This window comes from Acidimicrobiales bacterium, assembly GCA_016794585.1.
Classification (GTDB): Bacteria; Actinomycetota; Acidimicrobiia; order Acidimicrobiales; family DATDAH01; genus JAEUJM01.
The window spans coordinates 1-26485 of the sequence record JAEUJM010000012.1; the positions used below are offsets into that span (position 1 = coordinate 1).

The window sequence follows — 26485 nt, forward strand, 5'->3', positions numbered from 1 at the left end:
GGGGGTGCTGGGCGGAGGTTCGGGTCGTGGTCATGGTGCTCCTCGGGGTCGGCGCCGGGCCGGCCCGTGGGCCGGCCCGGCGAGGGTGGGACGGGTGGTCGGTCCGATCCGTGGGGATCAGCCGGTGAAGGTGGGGTTGGCCACGACGACGTCGCCGACGGGGGCGGGGGGCAGCACGTCGGAACCGTCGACCTCCGGGCCGGGGTCGGTGGCGCCGCCGTCGCCGTCACCCGGGTCGGTGGGCTCGGGGTCGGGGGCGGTGAAGTCGTCGGGGCCGTCGGGGATGTCCGAGCCGTCGCAGTCGACGTGGGGCGGGCAGGCGGTGATGTCGCCGGGGCCGGCGGGGATCGGGTTGGCGCCGGCGGGGGCGGCGATCCCGAAGAGGCCGGCGCCGAGGGCGCCCACGAGGGCCAGGCGGCGGAGGGTGGTGGTCAGGGTGCTGGTCATGGTCGTGCTCCTTGGTCCGTCGAGCCGGCGGTTCCGGCTCGTACGGACCGCCTGACGGGGCACCCCCCGGCGCGCTTACACCCTCGGCGGAAGATTTCTCGGAGGTGTCCCGGCGCGGCCTCTCGTAAGCGCGGGAGCCGCTCGCCCGTCAGGCCCGGTGACCCAGGAGGGAAACGGGAGCATGATGAGGAGATCCCCATGGAAGAGCCAGGCGACGCAGGCCCGCACGACGAGGCCCGGGCAGCCGACCGCGGCGAGGACGAGCGTCTCGTCCTCGCCCTGCGCGCCGGCGACCCCGACGCGTTCGGCCGCCTCTACGACCGGTGGTTCGACCGCGTCCACGACCTCGCCCGGCGCGTCACCCGCGACGACGGCCTCGCCGCCGACGTCGCCCAGGACGCGTTCCTCGCGGCCTGGCAGCGCGTCGACCGCCTCGACGACCCGGCGGCGTTCGGTGGCTGGTTGCTGCGCATCGCCCGCAACCGTGCCCTCGACGTGGTCCGCTCGGCTGGCCACCGACGCACCGAGGCGGTCGCGGAGGTGACCGACGAGCGTGCGGCCGCCGACCGCGTCCAGAACGGATCCGACCCCGTTCTCGTGGCTGAGGACCGCGAGGTCCAGTCGCTGGTCTGGGGTGCCGCAGAGGCTCTTGGCGAGCGTGACCTCACCGCCCTCGACCTGCACCTGCGCCACGGCCTCGAGCCCGCCGAGATCGGCGACGTGCTCGGCATCAACCGAAACGCCGCCAACCAGCTCGTCCACCGCATGCGCGGGCGACTGTCCACCGCGGTGGCCTGCCGGGTGCTCTGGCAGGGCGGGCGGCCCCGTTGCGAGCGCCTCCGGCGGGAGTTGGCCGCCGAGGGCGTCACCTCCTTCGATGCGCGCACGGTGCGGGTCACCGACCGCCACGCCGCCGCTTGCGATGCGTGCACCCGGCGGCGGGAGCTGCGCCTCGACCCCACCAAGCTCTTCGCGGCGCTGCCCATCCCGGTGGTCGCCCTCGGGGTCAAGCAGCAGGCGGCCGCGGCGCTGGCCGGCGCCGGCGTCCCCATGGGCGGCTCGACGTCGGTCGGCGCCGAGGCGTCGGCGGCCGTCACGCCGGACGGGCCCGGCCCCTCGGACGGCGGCCCGGGTGGACCGGCCGAGCGTGGACCGGCCGACGCCGGTCGATCCGAGGGGACGGGCGCCGGATCGGAGGGGGGTGCGAGTCCGGGGGGACCCGGGGTGGCGGACCGCCACGCCCGCCGGTCCCGCCGGCGAACCGCCACGCTCGTCGCCTTGGGCGTCGTGGCGATCCTGGCGGTCCTGGTGCTGGGGGTCGAGGCGCTCGACGACGGCGGCCTGGGCGACTCCCAGACCGTGGCCGATCGCCCCGAGCCGTCGGCCACCACGAGCACCACCCTCGGCGAGGGGACGATGGTCCTCACGCCCTTGCCCGGCGCCGATGAGCCGCCGGCAGGGCCTGATGTCTCCGATGAGGTCACCGATGTGGTCGTCGACCCGGGAAGCGGCGGCGCCGCGCCGCCCCCCGGACCCGCTGACCCCCCGGTGGTGACGGTGCCACCGCCACCACCGGCCCCGGAGGGGGCCCTTTCGGCCAGCCCGTCCCGGGTCGGCACCGTCCACCCCAACGGTCAGGTCGTGGTGTCGTGGTCGTCCTCCGGGGCGACGACGATCTCGGTCAGCGGCCCCGGCCTGTCGTCCTCGTCGCCGGCCGGCAGCCAGGGCGTGTGCCCGGGCACCGTCGTCTCGAGCGTCTGCCGGGCGTCGGCCGGCACGTACACGTACGTCCTCACCGCCACCGGCCCGGGCGGCACCGTGGAGCGCACCGCGACGGTGACGGTGGCGTGAGCGGGCTGACGCCCATCTGACGGCGCACCGAACCTTGGGGTGGCGTTCACCTCGGGTTCACCGTGACCACGGCTGCCCGCCACCCCGCCTTCGTACCTTCCTCGGCGACGGCCGTCATCGGATGGCGGCCGATGACGCCCGAAGGAGGGCATGTGTTCACCAAGAAGCGCCACATCATGTGGTTGGTGGCGATCCTCGCCGTGGTGGGTCTCGCAACCGCGGCCTGCAGCAGCGACGACGACGCCACCGATTCGAGCAGCGACACCACCGCGGCGACGGACGCCGGCGAGGGCGGTTCGGCCTCCGACGTGTCCGGCGAGGTCGTGATCTCGGGCTCGTCCACTGTCGAGCCCATCTCCACCGCGGTCGCCGAGTCGTTCGCGGAGATCGCTCCTGACGTCAGCGTCGACGTCGACGGCCCCGGCACCGGGGACGGCTTCGAGCTCTTCTGCAACGGGGAGACCGACATCAGCGACGCGTCCCGACCCATCGACCCCGAGGAGATCCAGGCCTGTGCCGACAACGGCGTCGAGTTCATCGAGCTCGAGGTGGGCATCGACGGCATCTCCGTGCTGACCAACCCGGCCAACGACACCATCGACTGCCTGAGCTTCGCCGACCTCTACGCCCTCGTCGGCCCCGAGGCCGAGGGCACCGAGTCGTGGGCCGACGCCCAGGCGCTGGCGACCGAGCTCGGGTCGAGCACGACCTTCCCGGATGCGCCGCTCGACATCACCGCCCCCGGTGAGGAGTCCGGCACGTACGACAGCTTCATCGAGCTCGCGCTCGGCGACGTCGCCGAGACCCGCGTCGAGGCGGGTGCCATCACCGAGGACCAGGCGGAGACCACCCGTCCCGACTACACCTCGCAAGCCGACGACAACGCCATCCTGACCGGCATCGAGGGCAGCGACAGCTCGCTCGGCTGGGTCGGCTTCGCCTTCGCCGAGGAGGCGGGCGACCAGGTCAAGGAGCTCGCGATCGACGGTGGTGACGGCTGCGTGGAGCCGAGCACCGAGACCATCGCCGACGGGACCTACCCGATCTCGCGGTCGCTGTACATCTACGTGAACGCCGCGACCGCCGAGGAGAACCCGGCCGTGGCCGCCTACGTGGACTACTTCCTCGGCGACGGCATCAGCGCCGTCACCGAGACGGGGTACGTGGCTATCCCGGAGGCCCGACTCGCCGACGCCACGGCGACCTGGGAGTCCCGCCAGACGGGAAGCCTCGCCTCCGGCGGCTGATTCCCCGTCACACCGCAGCACCCGCTCCGGCCCCTTGCCCGCGTGCTCCCCGCGCCGGCAGGGGGCCGTTGCGCGTCCCGCAGGTGAGGTATCAGAGCACGGTCACCTGGCGGTCGCACCCATCGTTCGCTGCCCGTTCACCTGGCGTTCACCTCGGCCACCTCGACTCGTCACCCGCCCTCCCTAGCGTTCGGGACGTGAAAGGGCGACCTGCGTGCGACTGAAGCGCCGCCACCTGATCTGGCCCCTCCTGGCGCTCGTGTACCTGCCGCTGGCCATCGGCCTGCTCCAGACAGGACGGACCGACGCCGGCGCCGGCAGCCGGACGAACGACGACGGTGGGGAGTCGACGGGCACCGTGACCATCTCGGGCTCTTCCACGGTCGAGCCGATCTCGATCGCGGTGGCGGAGCGCTTCGCCGAGGTCTCGCCCGGCTCGCAGGTCGACGTGGACGGCCCGGGCACGGGCGACGGGTTCCAGCTGTTCTGCCAGGGTGACATCGACATCAACGACGCCTCCCGTCCCATCGAGCCCGAGGAGCGCCAGGACTGCGCCGACAACGGCATCGAGTTCATCGAGGTTCCGGTCGCCATCGACGGTCTCTCGGTCCTGACCAGCAGCGCCAACGACGCCGTCGACTGCCTGAGCTTCGCCGACCTCTACGCCCTGGTGGGCCCCGAGGCCGAGGGCACCGAGAACTGGGCCGATGCCCAGTCGCTGGCCACGGAGCTGGGGTCGACCACCACCCTGCCGGACGCCTCCCTCGACATCACCGGCCCCGGCGAGGAGTCCGGGACCTATGACAGCTTCGTCGAGCTCGCGCTCAAGGGCATCGCCGAGACCCGCGCCGAGTCGGGTGACGTCGCCGAGGAGCAGGTGGAGACGACCCGTCCCGACTACACCTCGCAGGCCGACGACAACGCCATCCTGGCCGCCATCGAGGGCAGCGACAGCTCGCTCGGCTGGGTCGGCTTCGCCTTCGCCGAGCAGGCGGGCGACCTGGTGAAGGAGCTGGCCATCGACGGTGGTTCCGGCTGCGTCGAGCCGAGCGCCGAGACCATCGGCGACGGCAGCTACCCGCTGTCCCGTGTGCTCTACCTCTACGTCAACAAGGCCTCGGCCGAGCGCCCCGAGGTCGACCGCTTCGTCGACTACTACCTGCGCGGTGGCCTTTCCGCCGTCGAGGAGGTCGGCTACGTGCCCCTTTCGGACGACGCCCTCGCCGAGAGCGCCGCGGCGTGGTCCGAGCGCCGCACCGGCACCCGGGCCGGGGAGGAGACGCCATGAGCTCGATCACCCTCAGCGACCTGCAGGGCGACCCCGCCCGCATGCGCACCGAACGCACGGTGCGCTTCTTCCTGCGTCTCGCGGCCCTGGTGTCGCTGCTGATCAGCGCCCTGATCGTCTTCTCGTTGGTGCGCGAGGCGTGGACCTTCATGACGAAGGTCGAGTGGGCCACCGTGTGGAGCACGGGCTGGTTCCCCCGTCGTGGTCTCTATGACCTCAAGACCATCTTCGCCGGCACCCTCATCGTGACCGTGATCGCCATGATCGTGGCCATCCCGGTGGGGTTGGCGTCGGCCATCTACCTGTCCGAGTACGCCCCGCCGAAGGTCCGCAGCGTGCTGAAGCCGATGCTGGAGATCCTCGCCGGCATCCCGAGCGTCGTGCTGGGCTTCTTCGCCCTCACGTTCATCTCGCCCGAGATCATCCAGCGCTTCTTCAGCGGGGCCACCCAGTCCAACCTCGCGGCCGCCGGCCTCGGCGTGGGCATCCTCACCATCCCGCTCATCGCCTCCGTGTCGGAGGACGCCCTGCGCTCGGTGCCCGACTCCCTTCGGGAGGCGTCGGCGGGCATGGGCGCCCGCAAGCACACCACCACGTTGCGCATCGTCCTGCCCGGGGCGGTGTCGGGGCTCGCCGCCGCCTTCATCCTCGGCATCTCCCGGGCCATGGGGGAGACCATGGTGGTGTTCATCGCTGCCGGAGCGGGCGGTGGATCGCTGTTCACCACCGACCCGCTCGGCCCGGGGCAGACCATGACCGCGGCCATGGCCTCGGTGGCCTCGGGCACCGACTCCGTCCGGGGCGCCGGCCTCACGTTCCAGAGCCTGTTCTTCGTCGGCCTGGTCCTGTTCCTCATCACCTTCGCCCTCAACCTCGGTGCCGACCGCTTCGTGCGGCGCGTGCGCCACAAGTACTAGAGGACCCCGTGGCCACCACCGTCCCCGCCGAAGGGCGCACCAGCCGGATCCCCACGACCACCGACATCGTGCGCGCCCGCATCACGGGTAACAAGCGCGACGCGTGGGGGACGATCTTCAAGGCGCTCGTCCTCTCCGCGCTGCTGTTCGCGGTGTTCATCCTCGTCGTCCTCCTGGTCGACGTGATCACGGGAGGGTGGGAGGTCCTCACCAGCCGGCTCTGGTCCTTCCTCAGCGCGGGCCTGAGGGCGCAGCCCGGCGACGCCGGCGTGTTCCAGGGTCTCCGAGGGTCGTTCTGGATCGGGTACTACGTCGTCGTCCTGGCCTTTCCCATCGGCATCGGAGCGGCCATCTTCCTCGAGGAGTATGCGACGAAGGGTCGCTTCAGCCGCTTCATCGAGCTGAACATCCGCAACCTCGCCGGGGTGCCCTCCGTCGTCTACGGCATCCTCGGGTTCGCCATCTTCGTGAAGACCGCGGGCGCCCTCACCGGTGGTCGATCGACGATGGCCGCCGGCATCACGCTCGCCGTGCTGGTCCTCCCCATCGTGATCATCACCTCGGCCGAGGCGATCCGCGCCGTCCCCGACAGCATCCGCGAGGCGGGCTACGGCGTCGGCGCCACCCGGTGGGAGGTGATCCGCAGCCACGTGCTCCCGTACGCCGCGCCGGGGATCCTCACCGGCACGGTGCTCGCGCTGGCGCGGGCCCTCGGCGAGGCGGCTCCCCTGATCCTCGTCGGGGCGGTGACGGGCCGTCTCGCCAGCGACTCCGGGATGCTCGACGTCTCGCAGCTGACCGAGAAGTTCACGGCCATGCCCATCGTCATCACGACGTGGGCCGGTCGACCTGATGCAGGCTTCCGGGCGCTCACCTCGGCGGCCATCGCCGTGCTGCTGGTCGTCGTGCTCATCGCCAACACCGCTGCCATCCTCCTGCGCAACCACTACGAGAAGAAGAGAAGGTGACCATGTCGGACGCCGCCACGACCCAGGCCGACCCGCAGGAGGCGGCTGCCCTCCACGCGCCGGAGGTGGCCCACCACAGCGACGGAGCGGCCCACCTGCCGGTGTTCCACGTCTCGGACCTGAACGTGTACTACGGCGAGTACCGGGCCGTGCGCGACGTGTCGTTGTCGGTCCTGGCCAACGAGGTGACGGCCTTCATCGGCCCGTCGGGCTGCGGCAAGACCACGGTCCTACGTTGCTTCAACCGGATGAACGACCTGGTGGACATCGCTCGGGTCGACGGCTCGATCGAATACCACGGAGTCGACCTCTATGACCCCGCGGTCAACCCCGTCGAGGTCCGTCGCCGCATCGGCATGGTGTTCCAGAAGCCCAACCCCTTCCCCAAGTCGATCTACGACAACATCGCCTACGGTCCGAAGGTCGCCGGCCTCGACGGGGACATGGACGAGATCGTCGAGCGCTCGCTGCAGCGGGCGGGGTTGTGGGACGAGGTGAAGCATCGTCTGAAGGACTCGGCGATGGGGCTCTCCGGCGGTCAGCAGCAGCGGCTGTGCATCGCTCGGGCGCTGGCCGTCGACCCTGAGGTGATCCTGATGGACGAGCCGTGCTCGGCGCTCGACCCGATCGCCACGGCTCGGATCGAGGACCTCATGGACGAGATCAAGGCCGAGTACACCATCGTGATCGTCACCCACAACATGCAGCAGGCCGCTCGGGTGAGCGACAAGACGGCGTTCTTCACCGCCGAGGTGAGCGAGGAGAGCGACACCCGGACGGGGATCCTGGTGGAGTTCGACGCCACCGAGAAGATCTTCTCGAACCCGGGCGACGAGCGCACCGAGAACTACGTCACCGGGCGCTTCGGGTAGTGGAGGCCGGTCCCGTGCGTCTGACGTACACGGGCGAGCTCGAGCAGGTCCGCCTCCAGGTCGAGGTGATGGGGGTGCGCGTCGACCAGAACCTCGAGCGCATGCGGGAGGTCCTCACCACCGGTGACGAGGATCTCGCCGACCGGGGCGTGTCCGCCGACGACGAGATCGACGCGATGAACCTGTCGCTCACCGAGCGCTGCTACGACCTGCTGCGTCGGGAGCAGCCCGTGGCGTCGGACCTGCGCCTCATCGTCTCGGTCATACGCGTGCTCGGTGAGCTCGAGCGCATCGGCGACCTGGCGCTCCGTGTGCTCAAGCTGGCTCCCGATCAGCCGTTGATCGCCTCGAACCCGGCCACGTACGACATCCTGAAGGGCATGGCCGACGAAGCGACGGACCGCTACCGGGCAGCATTGCGTGCCTGGGCCACCGACGACCTCGACACCGCGGTGGAGCTCGCGGCGGGCTCGCCGTCCATGACCGTGCACCGAGACCGGCTCACGGCCGAGCTGCTCCTGCTCGACCGGCCCGACGCCGTACCCCTCGCCCTGGCCACCACCACGGCCGGCCAGGCCTTCGACCGCATCGCCGATCACGCCAGCGTGATGGGGGCCCGCCTCCGCTACCTGTTGACCGGTGATCCCGACCACCTCGTCGCCGAGGTGAGGTGACCATGCCCGACATCCGCAAGACGTTCCATCAGGAGCTCGACGAGGTGCAGCACGAGATCGTGCGACTCGCGGCGATGGTCACCGAGATCATCCCCCGTGGCACCGAGGCCCTCCTGACCAACAACCTCCAGGAGGCCCAGCGCCTCGTGGACGGCGACGACGTGCTCGACGGGATCTCCCTCGAGGTCGAGGAGCGGTGCTACCAGCTGCTGGCCCTGCAACAGCCGATGGCCGGCGACCTCCGCTCCATCGTCACCGCCCTGCGCCTCACCTCGGAGATCGAGCGCTCCGGTGACCTCGTCGTGAACATCATGAAAGGCGCGCGACGCATCTACGGGGTGGAGTACGACCCGCGTGTCCGCGGGCTCATCCAGCGCATGAGCGAAGAGGCACAGCGGCTGTTCAAGCTCGCCGTCGACGCGTACGTGGAGCGCAACGCGGGGCTGGCGGCGGCACTCGACGACATGGACGACCGGCTCGACATCCTCCACAAGGACTACATCCAGGCCATCTTCGAGTCGCATTCGTCGACCACCATCGACCTCCAGGCCGCGGTCCAGCTGGCGCTCATCGGCCGCTACTACGAGCGCATCGGTGACCACGCCGTGAACATGGGTGAGCGTGTTCGCTACATGGTGACCGGGTGGCTGCCCGAGCAGGAGGGGGCGGCGCGGGCCCGGGCGCGCGAGGCCGGAGCGGCCGACCTGGCTGCGGAAGGAGCGCCGTCCGACGCCACGCCGTCCGCTGGGCCCGATGGTGAGACGTCCCCGCTCCAGGTCGACGACGGTCGCGACGATCTGGCCGAGACCCCCGCCGACGAGGGCTGATGCGCGTCCTCGTCACCAACGACGACGGCGTGTCGGCCCCCGGCATCCTCCCTCTCGCCGTGGCGCTGGCGGCGGCCGGCCACGACCTGGTGGTTGCGGCTCCGCGGACGGACATGAGCGGCAGCGGTGCCGCCCTCGGACGCCTCCACGTCGACGAGCACATCGACGTCGAGACCCACGAGCTGCCCGGCCTCACCGGAGTGCCCGCGTTCGGCGTCGACGGTCCACCGGCGCTCGCGGTGCTCGCGGCTCGCCTCGGCGGTTTCGGTGACCCACCCGAGCTCGTCGTCTCGGGCATCAATCCCGGTGCCAACACGGGACGGGCGACCTTGCACTCGGGGACGGTCGGCGCCGCGCTCACGGCGGCGAACTTCGGGGTGTCCGCTCTGGCGGTCAGCTTGGAACCGGGTCCGACGATGCGGTGGGACACTGCGGCGGCGCTCGCGGTCGAGGGTGTCGCGTGGCTGACTGCGGCGCCCGAGCGCACCGTGCTGAACGTCAACGTTCCCGATCGGGCCCTCGACGACCTCGCCGGCGTGCGATGGGCGACCTTGGCGCCCTTCGGCACCGTGCGTGCGGCCATCGCGGAGGCGGACTTCGCCGAGGGTGCTGCGGTCGGCACCGTGGGCCGACTCCAGATGGAGCTGCGCGAGACCGGCGAGGTGTTGCCCCCCGACTCCGACACCGCGCTGGTCCTTGCCGGCTTCGCCGCCGTCACCGAGCTGGTCGGCATCCGGGCGGTGACGGCCGCCGGCGCGCCCACCGATCCGCGCTCGGCCGGTGGCGCCGACGACGTCGTGGCCCACCTCGAGCGCGCACTGCTCTCACGGTCGACCTGATGCTCGTCGCGGGCCTCGTCGTGATCGCCGGGGCGATCGGGGTGACCGGGGCCGCGCTGCTGCGCCGCGAGCACGCCATCGCTCGGAGGATCGCCCGCGCTGCCGGTCGCCTCGAAGGACGGATCCCGGCACCGGTGGGTCGCCTCGGCGAGCAGTTGGACGACCTCGACCGGTCCGTGGAGTCGGCGACGGCACGGCTGAGCGATGCGCTGGCGTCCGAGCAGCTCGTGCGAGCACTCGATGCGATCCCCCAGGGAGTGGTGATCTGCGATGCCGAAGGCACCCGGGTGTTCGAGAACGATGTGGGTGCCGTGTACTCCCAGGCTCGCCACGGCGACGCCCTGGTGTCGGCGGCGATCGACGAACAGCTCCTGGAGGCGCGGGTGGGAGCGCCGGCGTCGACCGAGATCGAGCTGTTCGGCCCGCCCCGGCGTGTCCTCCAGATCGATGCGTACCCCTTGGCGCTCGCCGCCGACGGCACGGCCACCGGTGCGCTCGCCATCATCGAGGACGTGTCCGAGCGCCGGCGCCTCGAGCTCGTCCGCCGGGACTTCGTGGCCAACATCAGCCACGAGCTCAAGACGCCCGTCGGCGCCCTCGCACTGCTCGCCGAGACCCTCATCGACAGCGATGACGGTGAGGATCGCGCCCGCCTCGCCCACCGGATGCTGGCCGAGGCCCATCGGGTGGGAGACACCATCGAGGACCTCCTGTCCCTCAGCGCGATCGAGGGAGATCAGGAGGCGGACCGGATCCGCCTCCCGGTGCGCAACGTCGTGGAGGAAGTCGTCGCCCGCACGGCGTCGGCGGCCGAGCAACGGGCCATCGACGTCGCCGTCGAGGTCGACGGGGACCCGTGGGTGCAGGGCGACAGCCGCCAGCTCACCTCGGCACTGTTCAACCTCGTGGACAACGCGCTGAAGTACTCCGAGCCCGGAGCGTCGGTGGACGTCGGGGTTCGCCAGGTGGACGGTTGGGTCGAGATCGCCGTGGTCGACCACGGGCCCGGCATCGCCGCGCGTGATCACGAGCGGATCTTCGAGCGGTTCTACCGGGTCGATCCCGGTCGCAGCCGTGAGACCGGGGGCACTGGTCTGGGTCTCGCCATCGTCCGCCACGTCGCCACCAACCACGGCGGGGAGATCACCGTCCGTTCCCTCGAGGGCGAAGGTGCCACGTTCACTCTGCGCCTCCCCGCCATCGAGTCGCCCACCCCCGAGGAATGCACCTGATGTCGTCCCAGTCGCCCACCGTCCTCGTGGTCGAGGACGAGGACTCGTTCATCGATGCGCTCACCGTCGGCCTCAAGCGCGAGGGATTCCGCGTGCAGGTGGCCCGCGACGGAGCGGAGGCCCTCGACCTGTTCGACGTCGTGTGCCCGGACATCGTGCTCCTCGACGTCATGTTGCCCAAGGTGTCCGGCATCGATGTGTGCCGGGAGCTGCGCTCCCGGTCCAAGGTGCCCATCATCATGGTCACCGCAAAGGGGGCCGAGATCGACACCGTCGTCGGCCTGGAGGTGGGCGCCGACGACTACGTCACCAAGCCGTACCGCCTCCGTGAGCTGGTCGCGAGGATGCGAGCGGTGTTGCGTCGGGCGCCGACCGAAGCGGGCCCCGCCGACCCTGGCAACGAGGTCCTCGCCGTCGGCGACGTCGCGGTGGACCCCGAGCGTCACGAGGTCACCATCCGCGGAGAGCAGGTGAGCCTCCCGCTCAAGGAGTTCGAGCTGTTGGCCCTGTTGCTGGACAACGCCGGCCGTGTGCTGACCCGTGACGTGCTCATCGATCGGGTCTGGGGCCACGACTACGTGGGTGACACCAAGACCCTCGACGTCCACGTCAAGCGGCTGCGCGCCAAGGTGGAGGAGGACCCCTCGAACCCCACGCGGATCATCACCATCCGCGGCCTCGGGTACAAGTACGACAGCCCCCGGGGCTGAACGCGCCGCGGGCCGGGCGGTCTTGACCCCCTGCGGTACGCTCCGGCTGATCGCCGTGTCCGAACCCCGCGGGCGGGGAAAGGGTCCAGCGTGGTCCCCTCTACGCTTGGCACCGTGAGCGAGTCGTCCGAACCCGTGGGACACGGGTGGAGGCCGCGTCGTGCGCCGAATCCCGAACGGCCCCAGGACATCTTCGTCAGCTCGCCCTTCGCCCGGCTCGCCCGGGTGCACGCGTTCTCGGTGGCGGGCGATGCGCTCATCGCGGTCGCGCTGGCCAACTCGCTGTTCTTCAGCATCGACCCCCAGGCGGCCCGGTGGCGGGTGGCGCTGTACCTGCTGCTCACCATGGCGCCCTTCGCCGTGGTCTCCCCGCTCATCGGCCCCGCCATCGACCGGGCCGGCGGCGGCCGGAAGTGGATGGTCATGGGGTCGGCCGCGCTGCGGGTGCTGATCTGCATCGTGATGGTCGGCAACCTCGACAGCCTCTGGCTGTTCCCGGAGGCGTTCGCCATCCTCGTGCTCGGCAAGGGCTACCAGGTGGCCAAGAGCGCCATCGTGCCGACCACCGTCCGCACCGACGCCGAGTTGGTGGAGGCCAACTCGAAGCTGTCGCTCATCTCGGGCCTGGCCGGCGTGATCGCGGTGCCGCCCGGTCTGCTCCTGGCCAAGCTCGGGGGCTCCGAGTGGGTGATCGGCCTGGCTGCGATGGTCTTCACCGTGGCCGCCATGGCGGCGACCCGCCTGCCGGACACCCCGGTGGCCAGCGAGCCGGCCGACGAGGCCGAGCGCAAGGAACTGCACAGCATGGGCATCCACCTCGCGTCCGGGGCGATGGGCGTCCTCCGTGGGGTGGTCGGGTTCCTCGCGTTCCTCCTGGCCTTCGAGTTGCGCCGCAACGACGACCCCACGTGGCACTTCGGGGTCATCGTCGCCTTCAGCGCCGCGGGCGGACTGCTCGGCGCCGCCCTCTCCCCGCGCATCCGCCGGAGCACCGACGAAGAGGACATGCTCATCGGCGCCCTCGGCACGGCCGTGGTTGCGGCGCTGCTGGCGGCCTGGATCGGCGGCCTGTGGGGTATGGCCTTCATCGCACTCGCTCTGGGCATCACCGCCGGCGCCGCGAAGCTCTCGTTCGACTCGATCGTCCAGCGTGACGCGCCCGACGCCAACCGCGGTCGGATGTTCGCCCGCTTCGAGACGCGCTTCCAGATCTACTGGGTGCTCGGCGCCTTCATCCCGGTCGTGTTGCCCATCCCCGCCCGGGTGGGCGAGCTGCTGGTGGCCTTCGCCGCGGCCTTCGCCCTGGTGACCTACGTGGTCGGCCGGCGCAGCGTGCGCGAGCAGGCCAGCCGGCCGGAGTCGTCGCGCCGCCGGCGGCGGGAGCCGCAGGCGCCGGCGTCCGTGTCGACCTCGCTCAAGGCGTGGGTGCAGCACCTGCGGGCCCGGCGGCGGGCCAAGAGCGAGCAGTCGGACGCCCCGGATGCGGCCGACGCGCCGTCGGCGGCCGACGATCCCGCTCCCGCTCCCGTCCCCGGGCTCGATCCCGCCCCGCCCGCCACCCGGCGCTCCCACCGCAGGGTCGGCGGCCGGTCCTCGAGGACATGAGCGACGCCACCGTGGTGGGCCGGGTCGCCCGCCTCGCCCGGTATCCCGTGAAGTCCTTCCAAGGCGAGGTGCTCGACCGGGCGACCTTCGGCGGCGCTGGGCTCGTCGGTGACCGCGTCCTCGGCGTGGTCGACGCCGAGAGCGGCCACGTGCTGTCGGCCAAGAGCGTGCCCGAGCTGCTCGACGCCGAGGCCCGCACCACGCCGTCGGGCATCGAGGTGCGCCTCCCCGGCGGGGAGTGGCTGGCGGCGCCGTCCGCGGCGGCCGGCAACGCGGTGTCGGCCTGGCTGGGCCGGCCCGTGCGCGTCGAGCCCGCGCCACCGGGGGAGTCGCGGAACTACGCCATGAGCTTCAACATCGACGACGAGTCGCTCGACACCTTCGAGTGGTTCTGCCCGCCCGGGACGTTCTACGACCTGGCCGACGTGCACGTGCTCACCACCGCCAGCCTGCGAGCCGCCGCCGGCCGCCACCCCGAGGGCGCCTGGGCGGTCGAGCGCTTCCGGCCCACGGTGCTGGTCGACGTCGAGGGCGACGACTTCGTCGAGGATGCGTGGGTGGGCCACCGCCTGCGCTTCGGCTCGGCCGCCGAGGTCGTGGTGGACCAGCCCACCATCCGGTGCCCGATGACCACCCGGCCCCAGGGTGGGCTCCCCCGGGACCTGGACATCCTCCGTACGGTCAACCGCGATCACGGGGGGAACCTCGGGCTCTACGCCTCGATCGCGGCCGCGGGGGAGGTCGCCGTGGGTGACGAGGTCGTGCTCTTGCCCTCGTGACCCTGGGAGGCGCCCGGCCCGGCCCACCGTCAGCGCCCGGAGGTCAGTGTCGGCGGGTGAGAGGGTGCCGGCAGGTGAGAGGGTGCCGGCGGGTCAGGGGGTGCCGGCGCCGTCGTCGGGGGCACCGGGATCGTCGAGGTCGCTGAGGTCGTCGGGCACCTCGAGGTCCGCAGGGAGGTCGAACTCGACGCCGATTCGGGCCAGCCACAGCCCCGGCGCGGTGATCTCGGCGGGCGTGGGCAGGTCGGCCTCGTCGGCCCACAGGCGCTCGAGCACCTCGGCGCCCGCCCGCTGGACGATGCCGGCGATGAAGGCCTCGCCCCGCTCGTACTGGTCCTGGCCGAGCTCGAGGCCGAGCAGGCGCTCGACGAAGCGGTCGGACTCGTCGGCGGTGACCCGGCGCCGGCGGAGCGCCTCGGTGACCATCTCGTAGGACCCGATGAGGCGGCCGCCGACCTGGTCCATGACGTGGTCGACGTAGCCCACGATGACGGCCACGAGCGCCTCGAGGCGGGGCAGCAGCTCGACCTGGGCGGGGGAGCGGACCGCGCCCAAGAGGGCCTCGGGATCGCCCATGACGTTCTGGAAGTGGGAGAGGGCGTCGCCGCTGGTGGGGTCGACGTCGCCGAGGCGGGACTCGAGGGCGCCAGGGTCGGGGTCGAAGCTCGACACGTAGTCGGTGAGCAGCCTCTCGAGGCGGGCCCGCACGTGGGGCACGTTGAGCACGGCGTGGTGGGTGAGCTCGTGCAGGCACACCCAGAGTCGGAGGTCCTCGGCGGGGAGGCTCCACTCGGCCCCGAACTCGTCGAGGTTGGCGACGACGAGGAGCAGCTCGTCGCTCTCGGGTCGTGGCACCGGCAGGTCGTACTGCCCGAACGACCGCCGGGACAGGTGCCCGAGCATCGAGCCGGCGGTCATGCCGAGCATCATCGGCCCGATCATGGCCATGAGCGGGGCGAGCCAGGCGCCCGGGTCGCCACTGCCGAACGGGTCGTTCTCGATGGGCTCGACGGCCGCGTTCGGATCGGGGGTCAGCGACGTGGCCAGGTGCTCGAACAAGGGCTTGTAGGCGTCGAGGCTGTGTTGCACCCACTGCGTCCGGGTCACCGGGAGGATGGTGACCCCCCGACCCGTGGCAGAGGGATTGAGCCCCGTGGCGGCGGTGACCTGGAGCTCGGCCACCCGGGCGAGCTGCTCCAGGGTGATGCGCTCCATCGGGTCGACGTTGGGTTCCGACTCGCCGCCGCTGGCGATCGAGAGGGCCAGCTGCCCGGCGGCTTCCCAGCTCACCGGGCCCTGCGTCGAGAGCATCTTGGCGAGGTCGCCGAAGAAGGGCATGCCCTTGAACGGATCGTCCCCGAATGGACCGGGATCGCTCACACGGGCATCGTAGAGCCGTGACCTCCGTTGTCCTCACCGGCGCGGCGAGCGCGCTGGGCCGGCGGGTGCGGGCGCGGCTCGAGGCCGATCCGGACGTGGATCGGGTCGTCGAGCTCGACCTCACCGATGGTCTCGAGCACCCCGCCGCGGAGCTCAAGGTGGCCCTCGAGGGTGCCGCTGCGCTCGTCCACCTCGGGCGCACCGACGGCGCCGAGCTCGACGGCACGGGCAACGGCGGCGTCGACGTCGAGGGGACCCGCCACCTGTTCGATGCCGCCGGCGCGGTCGGGATCGACCACGTCGTGGTGCTGTCCAGCGCCACCGTCTACGGCGCCTGGCCCAACAACCCGGTGCCGCTGACCGAGGAGGCGCCGGTCCGTCCCAACCCGGGCCTCGCCTACGCCACCCACAAGGCCGAGGTCGAGCGCTTGGCCCGGGAGCTGGCCGATGCGCACCCGTCCCTCGGGGTCGCGGTCCTGCGGCCCACCGTGGCGGTGGCCGAGGAGCGCACGGCCTGGCTGGCGCAGTCGCTCTGGAGCGGCACCGGCCTGCGCCCGGGCGACGCCGAGGCGCCGAGCCAGTTCGTCCACCTCGACGACCTCGCCGACGCGGTCGACCTCGCCCGTCGGGAGCACCTCCGGGGCGTCTACAACGTGGCGCCTGATGGTTGGATCAAGGCCGACGACCTCCGCGCCCTCGCCGGCCGGGGTCCCAACGTGCGCCTTCCGGAGCGGCTGGTCACCCGCGTGGCAGCGTGGCGCTGGAAGTTCGGCCTCACCCCCACCCCGCCGGGCGTCGTGGCCTACGTGGCCAACCCGTGGGTGGTGGCCAACGACAAGCTGCGGGCGGCGGGCTGGTCCCCCGAGAACAGCAACGAAGAGGCCTACGTGTCCTCGCACCGGCCCACGGGCTGGGCCGCCCTCAGCGGCCGCCGCCGCCAGGAGGTCGTGCTCGCCGGCGTCGGCGTCGGTGTCCTCGCCGGCCTCCTGACCACGGCGCTGGCCGTCCGTGCCGTGCTCCGGCGCCGCCGGGCCTGATCCGGCCGAGAGGTACGAGAGGTACGAGAGGTAGAGGTCAGGCCCGCTCGCCGAGACGGGCCACCGCGAACCCTGGGCGACCGTCACGCACGAAGGCGATGAGGATGGTGGACCCTGGCTCGTGCCGTCGCAGCTCGACGACCAGGTCGGCCATGGAGGTGACGGTCACGGCGTCGACCGAGGTGATCACGTCGTCGGGAGCCAACCCGGCCTCGTCGGCGGGGCTGCCCTCGGCCACGGTGGCGACCTGGGCCCCTCCGGCGAGTTGGAGGTCGTCGGCCCGGCGAGCCTCGACGTCCGAGCCCTCGATGCCGAGCCAGGCGTGGTGGGCGGTGCCGGTGAGGATGATCTCGTCGGCGACGGCCCGGGCGGTGTCGATGGGGATGGCGAAGCTGAGCCCGCCCGCCGTCTCGTCGGGTGGGTCCGTGGTGATGCCCACCACCGCGCCGCGGCGATCGACGAGCGCTCCGCCGGTCGCGGAGGGATCGAGGGGCGCGTCGGTCTGGATGAGGTCGTGGCGGGTCGGGGCCGATCCGGTGGCCGGGAGAGACCGGCCCAGTGCGCTCACGATGCCCGAGGTGACGGCAGGGCCACCCTCGGTGCCACCACCCGACCCGACGATCAGCGTTGGCTGCCCCACGGCGAGGTCGTCGACCGATCCCAGCACGGCCGTGGGGACCCGGTCCGTGTCCGCGTCCAGGTCGACGCGCACCACGGCGACGTCGGTGAGCGGGTCGGTGCCGATGACCCGCCCGTCCCGGGGGGTCCCGTCGCCGAGGACGACCACGACCGCGACGCTGTGATCGACGAGGTCCGCGCTGGTGAGCAGGTAGCCGTCGTCGCGGAACGCCACCGCCGAGCCGGTGGTCGTGGTCTCGTCGTCCGCGCCCTCCGCGGGGGCGCGGGTGACCTCGACGCGGACGACCGCCGGCGAGATGCCCGCGGTCACGCCGGCCACGCCGGCCTCGCCGTCCGGTGGCTCACCGATGGACACCGGCAACGTGGCGGTGGGCGCCACGGCGACGCGCTCGACGACGGTGCGCTCCACGCCGGCGCCGTCGTCGAAGCCGCCGAAGGCGACGACCGTGGCGAGGGTGGCCACCGCGCCGGTCAGTCCCGCCACGGCCCCGACCAGCCACGGCGAGGGTGCCCGGGGCGCTCGGGCCGCAGGCGCCGGGGCCGCGGGGGTGGCGTGCGCCGCGGCGCCCAACTCGGAGGGGTGTCGCCACAGGCGGTCCTCCGGGGGCAGGGGCGGCACGAGGTCGTCCCCGTCCTCCTCGGGCCCCTCCGGCGGCAACATGGCGGCGACATTACCGACGCCCCCCGGCGAGGGGACCGCGCGCTCCGAACCTCTCCGTCTGCGCCGTCGGCCCCTACCATGGGATGCGTGGACCCGTCTGGACTGCCGCCTGCCCCCGCTGGGGCCGATGACTGGGTGGGCCTCACCTCGGCGGCGCTGCCCATCGGGGCGGCCACCGACTGGGCCGTCCGACCGGACTGCGGCGCCGTGGTGACCTTCTGCGGCACCGCCCGCGACCACGCCGAGGGCCGTCCCGGCGTCACCGAGCTCGAGTACGAGGCGTACGAGGAGCAGGTGGTCCCCCGTCTCGCCGCCATCGCCGCCGAGGCCCGCCGGCGTTGGGACCTCGGCCGCATGGCGCTGCTCCACCGGGTCGGACCAGTGGCCGTCGGCGAGGCCGCCGTGGTGGTCGTCGCTTCCTCCGCGCACCGTCACGAGGCCTTCAGCGCCGCCCGCTTCGCCATCGACCGCCTCAAGGCCACCGTGCCCATCTGGAAGCGCGAGGCCTGGGAGGGCGGCGAGGACTGGGGCCTCGACGGCACCCCGATCGCCGAGGTCGCCGAACGCCACCCGCTCGACGCGTCCCGGCCCGCCGCCACCGGGCGCGCCGCCGCCACCTCCGATTCCGTCGACTGAGAGAACCCGTGGGAAACCTCCTCTTCCTCCTGATCGCCATCGTCCTTTCCGCCATCGGCATCCTCGTCGTGTGGGCCCGACACCGGGGCCCCTCGGGCGTGTACCACGGCGTCGACTCCTTCTCCGAGCAGATGCGCGCCATCGCCCCCGACCGCCCGGACCAGCCTGGCGTCCCCCGATCCGACGGGCCCGCCGGCCCGACGCCCAAGGGGTAGTCGACCCTGGCGCGCGACCTGGCCATCGACCTGGGAACGGCCAACACCCTGGTCTACGCGCGCGGGCAGGGCATCGTGCTCAACGAGCCCTCGGTCATCGCCCTGAACAACCAGACCCACGAGGTGCTGGCCGTCGGCTACGACGCCTGGCAGATGATCGGGCGCACGCCCGGCCACATCGTGGCGGTGCGTCCGCTGCGCCAAGGGGCCATCACCGACTTCGACATCACCCAGCGCATGATCCGCCTCGTCCTCCAACGAGTGGGGGTGAACCGCTTCAACCGCCCGCGGGTGGTCATCTGCGTGCCGTCCGCCATCACCGCGGTCGAGCGGCGGGCGGTCACCGAGGCCGCGCGTCGGGCCGGAGCGGCCGAGGCCCAGCTCATCGAGCAGCCGATGGCCGCGGCCATCGGAGCCAACCTCCCGATCGACCAGCCCGTGGGCTCGATGGTCATCGACATCGGCGGCGGCACCTCCGAATCCGCGATCTTGTCCCTCGGGGGCGTCGTGGCGCTCCAGGCGGTCCGGGTCGGCTCGTTCGACATCGACACCGCCATCACGCAGTACATCCGCCGCGAGTACGGCATCGCCATCGGCGAGCAGACGGCGGAGAAGATCAAGATCACGATGGGGTCGGCCTACCCCACCCAGGACGAGTTCAAGGCCGAGGTGCGTGGGCGCGAGCTCATGAGCGGCCTGCCCAAGACGGTGATCCTGTCGCCCGAGGAGGTGCGGGCCGCGATCGAGGAGCCGGTCAGCGCGATCATCGACTCGGTGGTGGCCTGTCTGGGCAACGCCCCGCCCGAGCTCGCCCAGGACCTCATCGTGCAGGGCATCCACCTCGTCGGTGGCGGGGGCATGCTGCGGGGCCTCGATCAGCGGCTCACCGACGAGACCGACGTGCAGGTGCGTCTCGTCGACCTGCCGCTCGAGTGCGTGGCCCTGGGTGCGGGACGCTGCATCGAGTCCTACGAGGCGTTGAAGGTCATGTTCATGGAGGACAACACCCGGCGCTGACCCAGGGCTCCGACGCCACCCGGCGGCGTGAACCCGAGCTGAACGCGGACCGACGGGTCCGGAGCCACTAGGGTGCCCCCCGTTGCCCAGGCAGGGTTTCGGATTTCCAGGGGGAGGGGCGATCGATGGCACTGCTCGAGGTGAACGACGTGAGCGTGCGCTTCGGCGGAGTCGTGGCCCTCGACCGCCTGAGCTTCCACATCGAGCCCGGCAAGATCTGCGCCCTCATCGGCCCGAACGGCGCGGGCAAGACCACGTTGTTCAACTGCGTGAGCCGCCTGTACCAGCCGTCGGAGGGCACCATCTCCTACGACGGCCGTGACCTGGTGAAGATCCCGGCGCACGCCATCGCTGCCAACGGCATCGCCCGGACGTTCCAGAACCTCGCCCTCGTGCCGTCCCTGTCGGTGCTCGAGAACGTGATCATCGGCGGCCACTCGGCCACCAAGGCCAACTTCTTCACCGCCGCCTTCCGCCTGCCCGGAGCGATGAGAGAGGAGAAGGCCGAGCGCGCGAAGGCCCTCGACATCCTCGAACGCCTCGACCTCGCCCAGTACGCCAACGCTCCCGCCGCCGGGCTTCCCTACGGGACGCTGAAGCGCATCGAGCTCGCCCGTGCCCTCGTCTCGGACCCCAAGCTGCTCATGCTGGACGAGCCCGCCACGGGCCTCACCCATGCCGAGGTGGACGAGCTCGCCGGCCTCGTGCAGCGCCTGCGCGACGAGTTCGGCCTCACCGTGCTGCTCGTCGAGCACCACATGGCCATGGTGATGAGCATCTCCGAGTGGATCGTGGTGCTCGACTACGGGTCGAAGATCGCCGAGGGCCTGCCCGAGGCCATCAAGGACAACCCGAAGGTGATCGAGGCCTACCTGGGGACGCCGGCATGAGTCCCCTGCTGGAGGCCAAGGGCCTCGAGGCCGGCTACGGCCTGGTCCAGGTGCTGCGAGGCCTCGACTTCACCGTCGACGAGGGCGAGGTGGTGGTGATCCTCGGGGCCAACGGCGCCGGCAAGACCACCACCATCCGGGCCGTCACCGGGATGATCAAGGGCAAGGGTCAGGTGCTGGTGGACGGCCAGTCCGTCCTCGGCAAGCGCCCGGACGACATCGTGCGCCGCGGCCTCGCCCACGTGCCGCAGGGCCGGGGCACCTTCGTGGACCTCACCGTCGAGGAGAACCTGCGCCTCGGCGCCTACATCCGCAAGGACAACGAGGTCGAGGCCGACATCGAGCGGTGGTACGAGACGTTCCCCCGCCTCGGCGAGCGCCGGACACAGGCCGCCGGCTCGATGAGCGGCGGCGAGCAGCAGATGCTGGCCATCGCCCGCGCCGCGATCTCCCGTCCCCGCCTGCTGCTGCTCGACGAGCCGTCGCTGGGCCTGGCCCCGATCGTCACCAGCGAGCTGTTCGAGCAGCTGGGCGAGCTGAACCGGTCGACCGGCACCGCCCTCCTGGTCGTGGAGCAGAACGCCAACCTGGCCCTCGAGATCGCCCAGCGGGCCTACGTGCTCGAAGCGGGGACCATCGTGGCCAGCGGAACCGCCGACGAGATGCGCACCGACGAGTCGGTGCGCAAGGCCTACCTCGGGTACTAGGAGACGACGACGGTGGAACTGTTCCTCGAGCGGCTGATCGTGGGCATCGGGCGGGGGTCGATCTACGCCCTGTTGGCCCTGGCCATCGTGTTGATCTTCCGCAGCACCGGCATCTTGAACTTCGCCCAGGGCGAGATGGCCATGTTCTCGACGTTCGTGGCCTGGACCTTCCAGTACAACGGCGCCAACGTCTGGGTCTCGATCCTGGCGGCGATGCTGCTGTCGCTGCTCGGCGGCGCGCTGATCGAGCGGGTGATCATCCGGCCGGTGGAGGGAGGGTCACCGCTGAACATCGTGATCGTCACCGTCGGCATGTTCCTGGCCCTGAACGCGCTGGCGCAGTGGATATGGGGCACCGAAGCCCGTACCTTCGCCAACCCCTTCCCCAACGAGGCCTACGACCTCGGCGGGGTCAGCATCGACGCCGACCTGCTGGGTCGCCTCGCCGTGCTGGCCATCGTGGCCTTCGTGCTCTACCTGCTCTTCCAGAAGACGAAGCTCGGCCTCGCCATGCGGGCCGTGGCCTCCAACACGGAGTCCAGCGGCCTCGTGGGCATCCAGGTCGGGCGCATGCTGATGATCGGCTGGGGCCTCGCCGCCGCGCTCGGTGCGCTCGCCGGCAGCCTCACGGCGGCCCGCAACTCACAGTTCGACACCAACTTCATGATCTCGGTGCTCGTGTTCTCCTTCGCCGCCGCCACGCTGGGCGGCCTCGACAGCCCGCTCGGGGCCGTGGTGGGCGGACTGATCGTCGGGGTGGTCCAAGAGCTCGTCGGTGCCTACGTCGGCTTCGTCGGCACCGACCTGCGTGACGGGGCCGCCTTCGTGATCATCCTGGTCATCTTGTTGGTCAAGCCGAGCGGCCTGTTCGGCAAGCAGACGGTGGCTCGGGTATGACTTCCGACACCGAGCTCATGGAGGAGCCACCCGAGGCGCCCTGGGCCGACGAGACCCCCCACCCCGAGCCGCCCGCCACGCGCAACTGGAAGGTCTTCGGCCTCAAGGCAGCGGTCGTGGTGATCGCCGCGGTGATCCTCTACCAGCTGCCGCTCTACTACCAGGAGTTCCGGGTCCGGCAGTTCAACGAGGTCATCTTCCTCTCGGTGGCCGTGCTCGGCCTGGGCCTGCTGACGGGCTTCAACGGCCAGATCTCCATCGGCCACGGCGCCTTCTTCGGGATCGGGGCCTACACGACGGCCATCCTGGTGGCCGACCACGGCTGGTCCTACTTGGCCACCATCCCTCTCGGAGCGCTGATCTCGTTCATCGTGGGGGCCCTGGTGGGGGTGCCCGCCCTGCGCATCAAGGGCCTGTACCTGGCCCTCACCACCCTCGCCTTCGCCACCACGTTCACGCTGGTGATCAAGAAGTTCTCGTCGGTCACCGGCGGCACCCAGGGCAAGGTCGTGCCCCGATTCCAGGTGCCGAGCTGGTCGAACCTCACCAACGACCAGTTCGTGTACTACATGCTGCTGATCATGGCCGTGGTGCTGTTCGTCCTGGCCCGGAACCTCGTCAAGAGCCGGGTGGGCCGGGCGCTCATCGCCGTGCGCGACAACGAGGTCGCCGCCGAGGTCGTCGGCGTGAACCTCGCCGCCTACAAGGTGATCACCTTCGGGCTGAGCGCCGCCCTCGCGGGCATCGCCGGCTCGATGTCGGTGATCAACACCCCGTTCGTGGACGCCAACTCGTTCACCATCAACAAGTCGATCGAGCTCCTCGCCGCCCTCGTCATCGGCGGTGCCGCCACCATCTTCGGGCCCATCGTCGGCTCGTTCTTCGTGGTCTTCGTGCCCGAGTACTCCCAGGACATCAACCCGGCGCTGTCCCAGGTCATCTACGGCGGCCTGCTCATCGTCTTGATGCTCGTGCTGCCCGGCGGCATCATCGGTGGCCTGAAGCGTCTGTGGGCCTTCCTGGCCCGCCACCTGCCCGGTCGGGCCTCGACGCCGACGGCCCCGCCGGCGCCCGAGCCCACCGAGCCGCCCGCAGCCGCGGCGTCCTGATCCCTCCGACGACCTCACCCTGCAACCCCGAACACAGGAGACAACCATGACCACTCGGACCCGATGGGCGCGCTGGTCGGCGCTGGCCCTCGCGCTCGTCCTCACCGCCGCCGCCTGTGGCGGTGGCGGCCGGGAGGACTCCGGCGGCGATTCCGGCGGCAGCGACGGCACCACGGCATCCGGTGAGGAGGCGGGCCCGCTCACCATCGACACGAGCAACTGCACCACCAGCCCAACCGAGGTGGCGCCGGAGGGCGAGGTGACCTTCGGCACGAGCGTCCCGCAGTCGGGTCTGTTCGCGGCCTTCTCGAAGATCGCCGAGGGCTACAACGCCTACTTCGACTACCTGAACTCGGAGGAGGGCGGCGTCGACGGTCGTGAGGTCACCGTCGAGGTCACCGACGACGGCTACGAGTCGGGCCAGACCGTCTCCAACGTCCAGCAGCTCATCCAGCAGGACCAGGTGTTCGGCATCTTCAACGTGGTCGGCACCCCCAACAACCTCGCCATCCGAGACACGCTGAACCAGGACTGCGTGCCCCAGCTGTACGCGGCCACCGGCGCGGCGCTGTGGGGCAACCCCGACGAGTACCCCTTCACCATCGGCTCGCTGCCGACCTACGCCACCGAGATGGGCGTGTTCGTGGACTACCTCGAGGCGGAGAACCCCGACGCCAAGGTCGCCATCCTCTTCCAGAACGACGACTTCGGTGAGGAGTACGTGAACTCGTTCGAGACCCTCACCGAGGGCACGGACATCACCGTGGTGACCGAGGAGAGCTATGAGCCGTCGGACAGCGACGTCGACAGCCAGGTCACCTCGATCGCCAACAGCGGTGCCGACACCGTGGTCCTCGCGGCCACGGCCCTCAAGTGCCCCCAGGCCCTCGACGCCCTCCAGGCGCAGTCGGGCTTCGATCCCGAGACGGTGTGGCTGTCGCAGACCTGCACCTCCTCGACGGTGATCGGCCTGGCCAGCCCCGGTGCCGCCGACGGCGTGCTCTCGGCCATCTACCTGAAGGACCCGGCCGATCCGCAGTGGGACGACGACCCGGCCATGGTCGAGTTCCAGGAGCAGGGCCAGGCCCACGGCCTCTCGGCCGAGCAGGTCGAGGACGGCGTGGTGGGCATCGGGTGGACCTTCGGCCAGCTGCTGGCCGAGACCATCCGCAACACCCCTGAGCTCACCCGCGAGAACATCATGCAGAGCGCCTACAGCCTCGACGGCGTCGAGGTCGGCCTGCTGCTGCCGGGGGTGAGCTTCACCACCAACGGCGCCGAGGACCCGTTCCCGATCGAGACGCTCCAGATCGGCCAGTACAACGGCGAGTTCTTCGACTTCGTGGGCGACCCCATCGACCTCGAAGGCCAGAGCGCGGAGTTCACGCCCCAGGGCTAGCTCCGCCACCGCTCGATCCGTCGGGCCGCACCCCTGCCAGGCAGGGGTGCGGCCCGTCGGCGTTTCATGCCAACAAATCCTCGGCGGCCTGGCGGACCTGCCAGTCGCGGTCGGTGCGGGCGCGTTCGAGGGCCGCGTCCACCTCGGGCCCGTCGAAGGGGGCCAGGGCGATGATCGCCCGCCGCCGCACCGTGGCCTTGTCGCTCGTGGCCGCGAGGATCGTGGGCAGCGCGGCCGCGTCGCCGATGGCGCCGAGAGCGGCGACCGCGGCCTCCCGGCACAGCGCGTCCTCATGGTCGGCGACGAGGGCGCACAGCGCCTCGACCGCTCCGGGCTCGGCCGGCACCCGCTCGCCGCAGGCCCACGCCGCCACCTCCACCACGGTGGCGTCCTCGTCGGCGAGCAGGCCGAGCAACGAGCAGGTGGGGCCCGGATCGTGGGCCGCCACCTCCTCGGCGGCCCGGCGGCGCACCGTGGGTGACGGGTCGGCCAGCGCCGTGGCCACGTCGGCCGGGGCGAGCACGCCGAGGCGGCCGAGGGCGCCGAGGGCCGTGGACCGCGTGGTGGGATCGGGGTGGGCGAGCAGGGCGCGGGCCGCAGGCTCGTCGCCGGTGTGGCCCGCGAGGGCTGCCTCCCGCCGTCGTTTTCGGTGCTGTTCGCTCAAGATGCCCTCGTCCGCGCCCGATTGGGGTGTGTTCCCACAGGAAGGAGTACCACCGTGTCGCACATGGTGATCTATCGCACTGCTGACGGGCAGCCCGGTTACCACCAGACCGAAGCCCTCGAGGATGCCGTCTCGTACGTCGAGCGGCTCCGCAACGGTGATGGTGTGGACCACGCCCGCATCTTCCGCATGGAAGAGGTGGCCTTCGACTTCAAGCCGTACTTCCGGGTCGAGGTCGGCGGCGAGCCTGCAGCGGCGCCGGCACCAGCGGCGGCCCCGGTGGTCTCGGCTCCCGAGCCCGCTCCGCTCATGGCCCCCTTCTCGGCCCCCGAGCCGGCGCCGGCACCGGCGGCCCCCGTGGCGGGCGGCCCTGCTGAGGGTGGCGGCTGGATGGACCTCCCCCTCATGGACGAGCCCGCCGAGTCCCCCGCGGCGCCGGAGCCCCTCCTGGGCGAGCACTTCGGAGGCTCCGAGGTCTTCAGCGCCCCCGAGCCGATGGCCGAGGCGCCGTCGTTCGGCGAGCCCGAGCCCGCCACGCCGGTCTTCGAGACCATCCCGCCGCCCCCGCCGCCCCCGCCGTCGCTCGACGACGAGTCCGTCGGCACCACCAACGGCATGGGTGCTCGACGGGGCCTGTTCGGTCGCTGATCGTTCGGTGGTCGTCGGGTCCCCGGGGAGGGGACCCGACGCCCGCAGGGCTCAGCTGACGGCACCCTCGAGGGCTCGACTCACGAAGACGGCCACGATCCCGAGGGAAGCGGCCAGCCCGAGCCCGACCGCCACCACCACGAGCATCACGCCGAGCGCGGAGCGCAGGCGTCGACCCCACGTCACCGGCGGGACGGGGTCGAACGAGTAGGACCCCGGGAACCGGGGCGCCGTGCGGCGCCGACGGGACGGGGCAGCGACGGCGGAAGGTTCGGCCGGTCGAGGACGTGCGGCTTGTGGGACCGTGCCCCCGACCGGCCGTGTCGCGTC

27 protein-coding genes are annotated in these 26485 nt (G+C 71.6%); 23 read left to right on the forward strand and 4 right to left on the reverse strand.

Features of this window, described 5'->3' with window-relative positions; genetic code table 11:
• Nucleotides 1-117: 117 nt before the first annotated feature.
• Entirely contained in the window at nt 118-447 is a 330-nt protein-coding gene (locus JNK12_05450; protein MBL8775351.1) for a hypothetical protein, read from the reverse strand.
• Between the two features lie 198 nt (nt 448-645).
• On the opposite strand from JNK12_05450, the gene JNK12_05455 reads away from it, so the two are divergent.
• The 13 genes from JNK12_05455 (at nt 646) to JNK12_05515 (ending at nt 14256) form a co-directional block, all read left to right on the forward strand.
• A complete protein-coding gene (locus JNK12_05455; GenBank protein ID MBL8775352.1) occupies nt 646-2298 on the forward strand; it encodes a sigma-70 family RNA polymerase sigma factor in 1653 nt (550 codons plus the stop codon).
• Between the two features lie 131 nt (nt 2299-2429).
• A complete protein-coding gene (locus JNK12_05460; GenBank protein MBL8775353.1) occupies nt 2430-3545 on the forward strand; it encodes a phosphate ABC transporter substrate-binding protein PstS family protein in 1116 nt (371 codons plus the stop codon).
• A 214-nt stretch (nt 3546-3759) separates the two neighbouring features.
• Complete coding sequence (locus JNK12_05465; GenBank protein MBL8775354.1) at nt 3760-4833, forward strand: substrate-binding domain-containing protein; 1074 nt, start codon at nt 3760-3762, stop codon at nt 4831-4833.
• The gene (gene pstC / locus JNK12_05470; protein ID MBL8775355.1) at nt 4830-5750 is read left to right on the forward strand and encodes a phosphate ABC transporter permease subunit PstC; all 921 of its coding nucleotides are present in this window, start codon (nt 4830-4832) and stop codon (nt 5748-5750) included. Before JNK12_05465 ends, pstC begins: the two co-directional genes overlap by 4 nt.
• 8 nt (nt 5751-5758) lie before the next feature.
• Entirely contained in the window at nt 5759-6718 is a 960-nt protein-coding gene (gene pstA / locus JNK12_05475) for a phosphate ABC transporter permease PstA (GenBank protein ID MBL8775356.1), read from the forward strand.
• Nucleotides 6719-6720: 2 nt separating this feature from the next.
• Nucleotides 6721-7590, forward strand: a complete 870-nt coding sequence (gene pstB / locus JNK12_05480) for a phosphate ABC transporter ATP-binding protein (protein ID MBL8775357.1) — start codon at nt 6721-6723, stop codon at nt 7588-7590.
• A 14-nt stretch (nt 7591-7604) separates the two neighbouring features.
• Nucleotides 7605-8264 (forward strand): hypothetical protein, encoded by a 660-nt coding sequence (locus JNK12_05485; protein MBL8775358.1) that lies wholly within the window; start codon nt 7605-7607, stop codon nt 8262-8264.
• Nucleotides 8265-8266: 2 nt separating this feature from the next.
• Nucleotides 8267-9091: a phosphate signaling complex protein PhoU gene (gene phoU / locus JNK12_05490; GenBank protein MBL8775359.1), complete on the forward strand. Its 825-nt coding sequence runs from the start codon at nt 8267-8269 to the stop codon at nt 9089-9091.
• Complete coding sequence (locus JNK12_05495; protein MBL8775360.1) at nt 9091-9930, forward strand: 5'/3'-nucleotidase SurE; 840 nt, start codon at nt 9091-9093, stop codon at nt 9928-9930. Before phoU ends, JNK12_05495 begins: the two co-directional genes overlap by 1 nt.
• The gene (locus JNK12_05500) at nt 9930-11162 is read left to right on the forward strand and encodes a sensor histidine kinase (GenBank protein ID MBL8775361.1); all 1233 of its coding nucleotides are present in this window, start codon (nt 9930-9932) and stop codon (nt 11160-11162) included. The genes JNK12_05495 and JNK12_05500 overlap by 1 nt, the downstream gene beginning before the upstream one ends.
• On the forward strand, nt 11162-11872 hold the full coding sequence (locus tag JNK12_05505; GenBank protein ID MBL8775362.1) for a response regulator transcription factor: 711 nt from the start codon (nt 11162-11164) through the stop codon (nt 11870-11872). Before JNK12_05500 ends, JNK12_05505 begins: the two co-directional genes overlap by 1 nt.
• Before the next feature lie 114 nt (nt 11873-11986).
• Complete coding sequence (locus JNK12_05510) at nt 11987-13477, forward strand: MFS transporter (protein MBL8775363.1); 1491 nt, start codon at nt 11987-11989, stop codon at nt 13475-13477.
• Complete coding sequence (locus JNK12_05515) at nt 13474-14256, forward strand: MOSC N-terminal beta barrel domain-containing protein (GenBank protein ID MBL8775364.1); 783 nt, start codon at nt 13474-13476, stop codon at nt 14254-14256. Before JNK12_05510 ends, JNK12_05515 begins: the two co-directional genes overlap by 4 nt.
• A 93-nt stretch (nt 14257-14349) precedes the next feature.
• Here JNK12_05515 and JNK12_05520 read toward each other — a convergent pair whose 3' ends face one another.
• Nucleotides 14350-15636 carry a zinc-dependent metalloprotease gene (locus JNK12_05520; protein ID MBL8775365.1) on the reverse strand — a complete coding sequence of 429 codons (1287 nt, stop codon included), beginning with the start codon at nt 15634-15636 and terminating at the stop codon, nt 14350-14352.
• A 17-nt stretch (nt 15637-15653) separates the two neighbouring features.
• Here JNK12_05520 and JNK12_05525 point away from each other — a divergent pair, with 17 nt between their 5' ends.
• Nucleotides 15654-16673 (forward strand): NAD-dependent epimerase/dehydratase family protein, encoded by a 1020-nt coding sequence (locus JNK12_05525; GenBank protein ID MBL8775366.1) that lies wholly within the window; start codon nt 15654-15656, stop codon nt 16671-16673.
• Between the two features lie 37 nt (nt 16674-16710).
• On the opposite strand, the gene JNK12_05530 is transcribed toward JNK12_05525, so the two are convergent.
• Nucleotides 16711-17973: a trypsin-like peptidase domain-containing protein gene (locus JNK12_05530; protein MBL8775367.1), complete on the reverse strand. Its 1263-nt coding sequence runs from the start codon at nt 17971-17973 to the stop codon at nt 16711-16713.
• A gap of 78 nt (nt 17974-18051) precedes the next feature.
• Here JNK12_05530 and JNK12_05535 point away from each other — a divergent pair, with 78 nt between their 5' ends.
• The 8 genes from JNK12_05535 to JNK12_05570 all read left to right on the forward strand — a co-directional run bounded on the left by JNK12_05535 (nt 18052) and on the right by JNK12_05570 (nt 24843).
• Nucleotides 18052-18609, forward strand: a complete 558-nt coding sequence (locus tag JNK12_05535) for a molybdenum cofactor biosynthesis protein MoaE (GenBank protein MBL8775368.1) — start codon at nt 18052-18054, stop codon at nt 18607-18609.
• A gap of 8 nt (nt 18610-18617) precedes the next feature.
• A complete protein-coding gene (locus tag JNK12_05540) occupies nt 18618-18824 on the forward strand; it encodes a hypothetical protein (GenBank protein MBL8775369.1) in 207 nt (68 codons plus the stop codon).
• A 6-nt stretch (nt 18825-18830) separates the two neighbouring features.
• A complete protein-coding gene (locus JNK12_05545; GenBank protein MBL8775370.1) occupies nt 18831-19841 on the forward strand; it encodes a rod shape-determining protein in 1011 nt (336 codons plus the stop codon).
• A gap of 125 nt (nt 19842-19966) precedes the next feature.
• Nucleotides 19967-20731 carry an ABC transporter ATP-binding protein gene (locus tag JNK12_05550; protein ID MBL8775371.1) on the forward strand — a complete coding sequence of 255 codons (765 nt, stop codon included), beginning with the start codon at nt 19967-19969 and terminating at the stop codon, nt 20729-20731.
• Nucleotides 20728-21438 (forward strand): ABC transporter ATP-binding protein, encoded by a 711-nt coding sequence (locus tag JNK12_05555; GenBank protein ID MBL8775372.1) that lies wholly within the window; start codon nt 20728-20730, stop codon nt 21436-21438. The genes JNK12_05550 and JNK12_05555 overlap by 4 nt, the downstream gene beginning before the upstream one ends.
• 12 nt (nt 21439-21450) lie before the next feature.
• Nucleotides 21451-22335 carry a branched-chain amino acid ABC transporter permease gene (locus tag JNK12_05560; protein ID MBL8775373.1) on the forward strand — a complete coding sequence of 295 codons (885 nt, stop codon included), beginning with the start codon at nt 21451-21453 and terminating at the stop codon, nt 22333-22335.
• On the forward strand, nt 22332-23444 hold the full coding sequence (locus tag JNK12_05565) for a branched-chain amino acid ABC transporter permease (GenBank protein ID MBL8775374.1): 1113 nt from the start codon (nt 22332-22334) through the stop codon (nt 23442-23444). Before JNK12_05560 ends, JNK12_05565 begins: the two co-directional genes overlap by 4 nt.
• Nucleotides 23445-23490: 46 nt before the next feature.
• Nucleotides 23491-24843 carry an ABC transporter substrate-binding protein gene (locus tag JNK12_05570; protein MBL8775375.1) on the forward strand — a complete coding sequence of 451 codons (1353 nt, stop codon included), beginning with the start codon at nt 23491-23493 and terminating at the stop codon, nt 24841-24843.
• 64 nt (nt 24844-24907) lie between these two features.
• On the opposite strand, the gene JNK12_05575 is transcribed toward JNK12_05570, so the two are convergent.
• Entirely contained in the window at nt 24908-25507 is a 600-nt protein-coding gene (locus tag JNK12_05575; protein ID MBL8775376.1) for a HEAT repeat domain-containing protein, read from the reverse strand.
• A 63-nt stretch (nt 25508-25570) separates the two neighbouring features.
• Between JNK12_05575 and JNK12_05580 the strand changes: the two genes are divergently transcribed.
• Nucleotides 25571-26155: a hypothetical protein gene (locus JNK12_05580; GenBank protein ID MBL8775377.1), complete on the forward strand. Its 585-nt coding sequence runs from the start codon at nt 25571-25573 to the stop codon at nt 26153-26155.
• Nucleotides 26156-26485: the final 330 nt, after the last annotated feature.

Excerpts from the sequence above, each read along its gene's own strand:
- JNK12_05550 (MBL8775371.1), top strand. The coding sequence starts at position 19,967 with ATGGCACTGCTCGAGGTGAACGACGTGAGCGTGCGCTTCGGCGGAGTC.
- pstB (MBL8775357.1), top strand. The coding sequence starts at position 6,721 with ATGTCGGACGCCGCCACGACCCAGGCCGACCCGCAGGAGGCGGCTGCC.
- JNK12_05455 (MBL8775352.1), top strand. The coding sequence starts at position 646 with ATGGAAGAGCCAGGCGACGCAGGCCCGCACGACGAGGCCCGGGCAGCC.
- JNK12_05570 (MBL8775375.1), top strand. The coding sequence starts at position 23,491 with ATGACCACTCGGACCCGATGGGCGCGCTGGTCGGCGCTGGCCCTCGCG.
- JNK12_05535 (MBL8775368.1), top strand. The coding sequence starts at position 18,052 with ATGGGATGCGTGGACCCGTCTGGACTGCCGCCTGCCCCCGCTGGGGCC.
- JNK12_05500 (MBL8775361.1), top strand. The coding sequence starts at position 9,930 with ATGCTCGTCGCGGGCCTCGTCGTGATCGCCGGGGCGATCGGGGTGACC.
- JNK12_05555 (MBL8775372.1), top strand. The coding sequence starts at position 20,728 with ATGAGTCCCCTGCTGGAGGCCAAGGGCCTCGAGGCCGGCTACGGCCTG.
- JNK12_05580 (MBL8775377.1), top strand. The coding sequence starts at position 25,571 with ATGGTGATCTATCGCACTGCTGACGGGCAGCCCGGTTACCACCAGACC.
- JNK12_05450 (MBL8775351.1), bottom strand. The coding sequence starts at position 447 with ATGACCAGCACCCTGACCACCACCCTCCGCCGCCTGGCCCTCGTGGGC.
- JNK12_05515 (MBL8775364.1), top strand. The coding sequence starts at position 13,474 with ATGAGCGACGCCACCGTGGTGGGCCGGGTCGCCCGCCTCGCCCGGTAT.
- phoU (MBL8775359.1), top strand. The coding sequence starts at position 8,267 with ATGCCCGACATCCGCAAGACGTTCCATCAGGAGCTCGACGAGGTGCAG.
- JNK12_05530 (MBL8775367.1), bottom strand. The coding sequence starts at position 17,973 with ATGTTGCCGCCGGAGGGGCCCGAGGAGGACGGGGACGACCTCGTGCCG.
- JNK12_05495 (MBL8775360.1), top strand. The coding sequence starts at position 9,091 with ATGCGCGTCCTCGTCACCAACGACGACGGCGTGTCGGCCCCCGGCATC.
- JNK12_05460 (MBL8775353.1), top strand. The coding sequence starts at position 2,430 with ATGACGCCCGAAGGAGGGCATGTGTTCACCAAGAAGCGCCACATCATG.
- JNK12_05505 (MBL8775362.1), top strand. The coding sequence starts at position 11,162 with ATGTCGTCCCAGTCGCCCACCGTCCTCGTGGTCGAGGACGAGGACTCG.
- pstC (MBL8775355.1), top strand. The coding sequence starts at position 4,830 with ATGAGCTCGATCACCCTCAGCGACCTGCAGGGCGACCCCGCCCGCATG.
- JNK12_05565 (MBL8775374.1), top strand. The coding sequence starts at position 22,332 with ATGACTTCCGACACCGAGCTCATGGAGGAGCCACCCGAGGCGCCCTGG.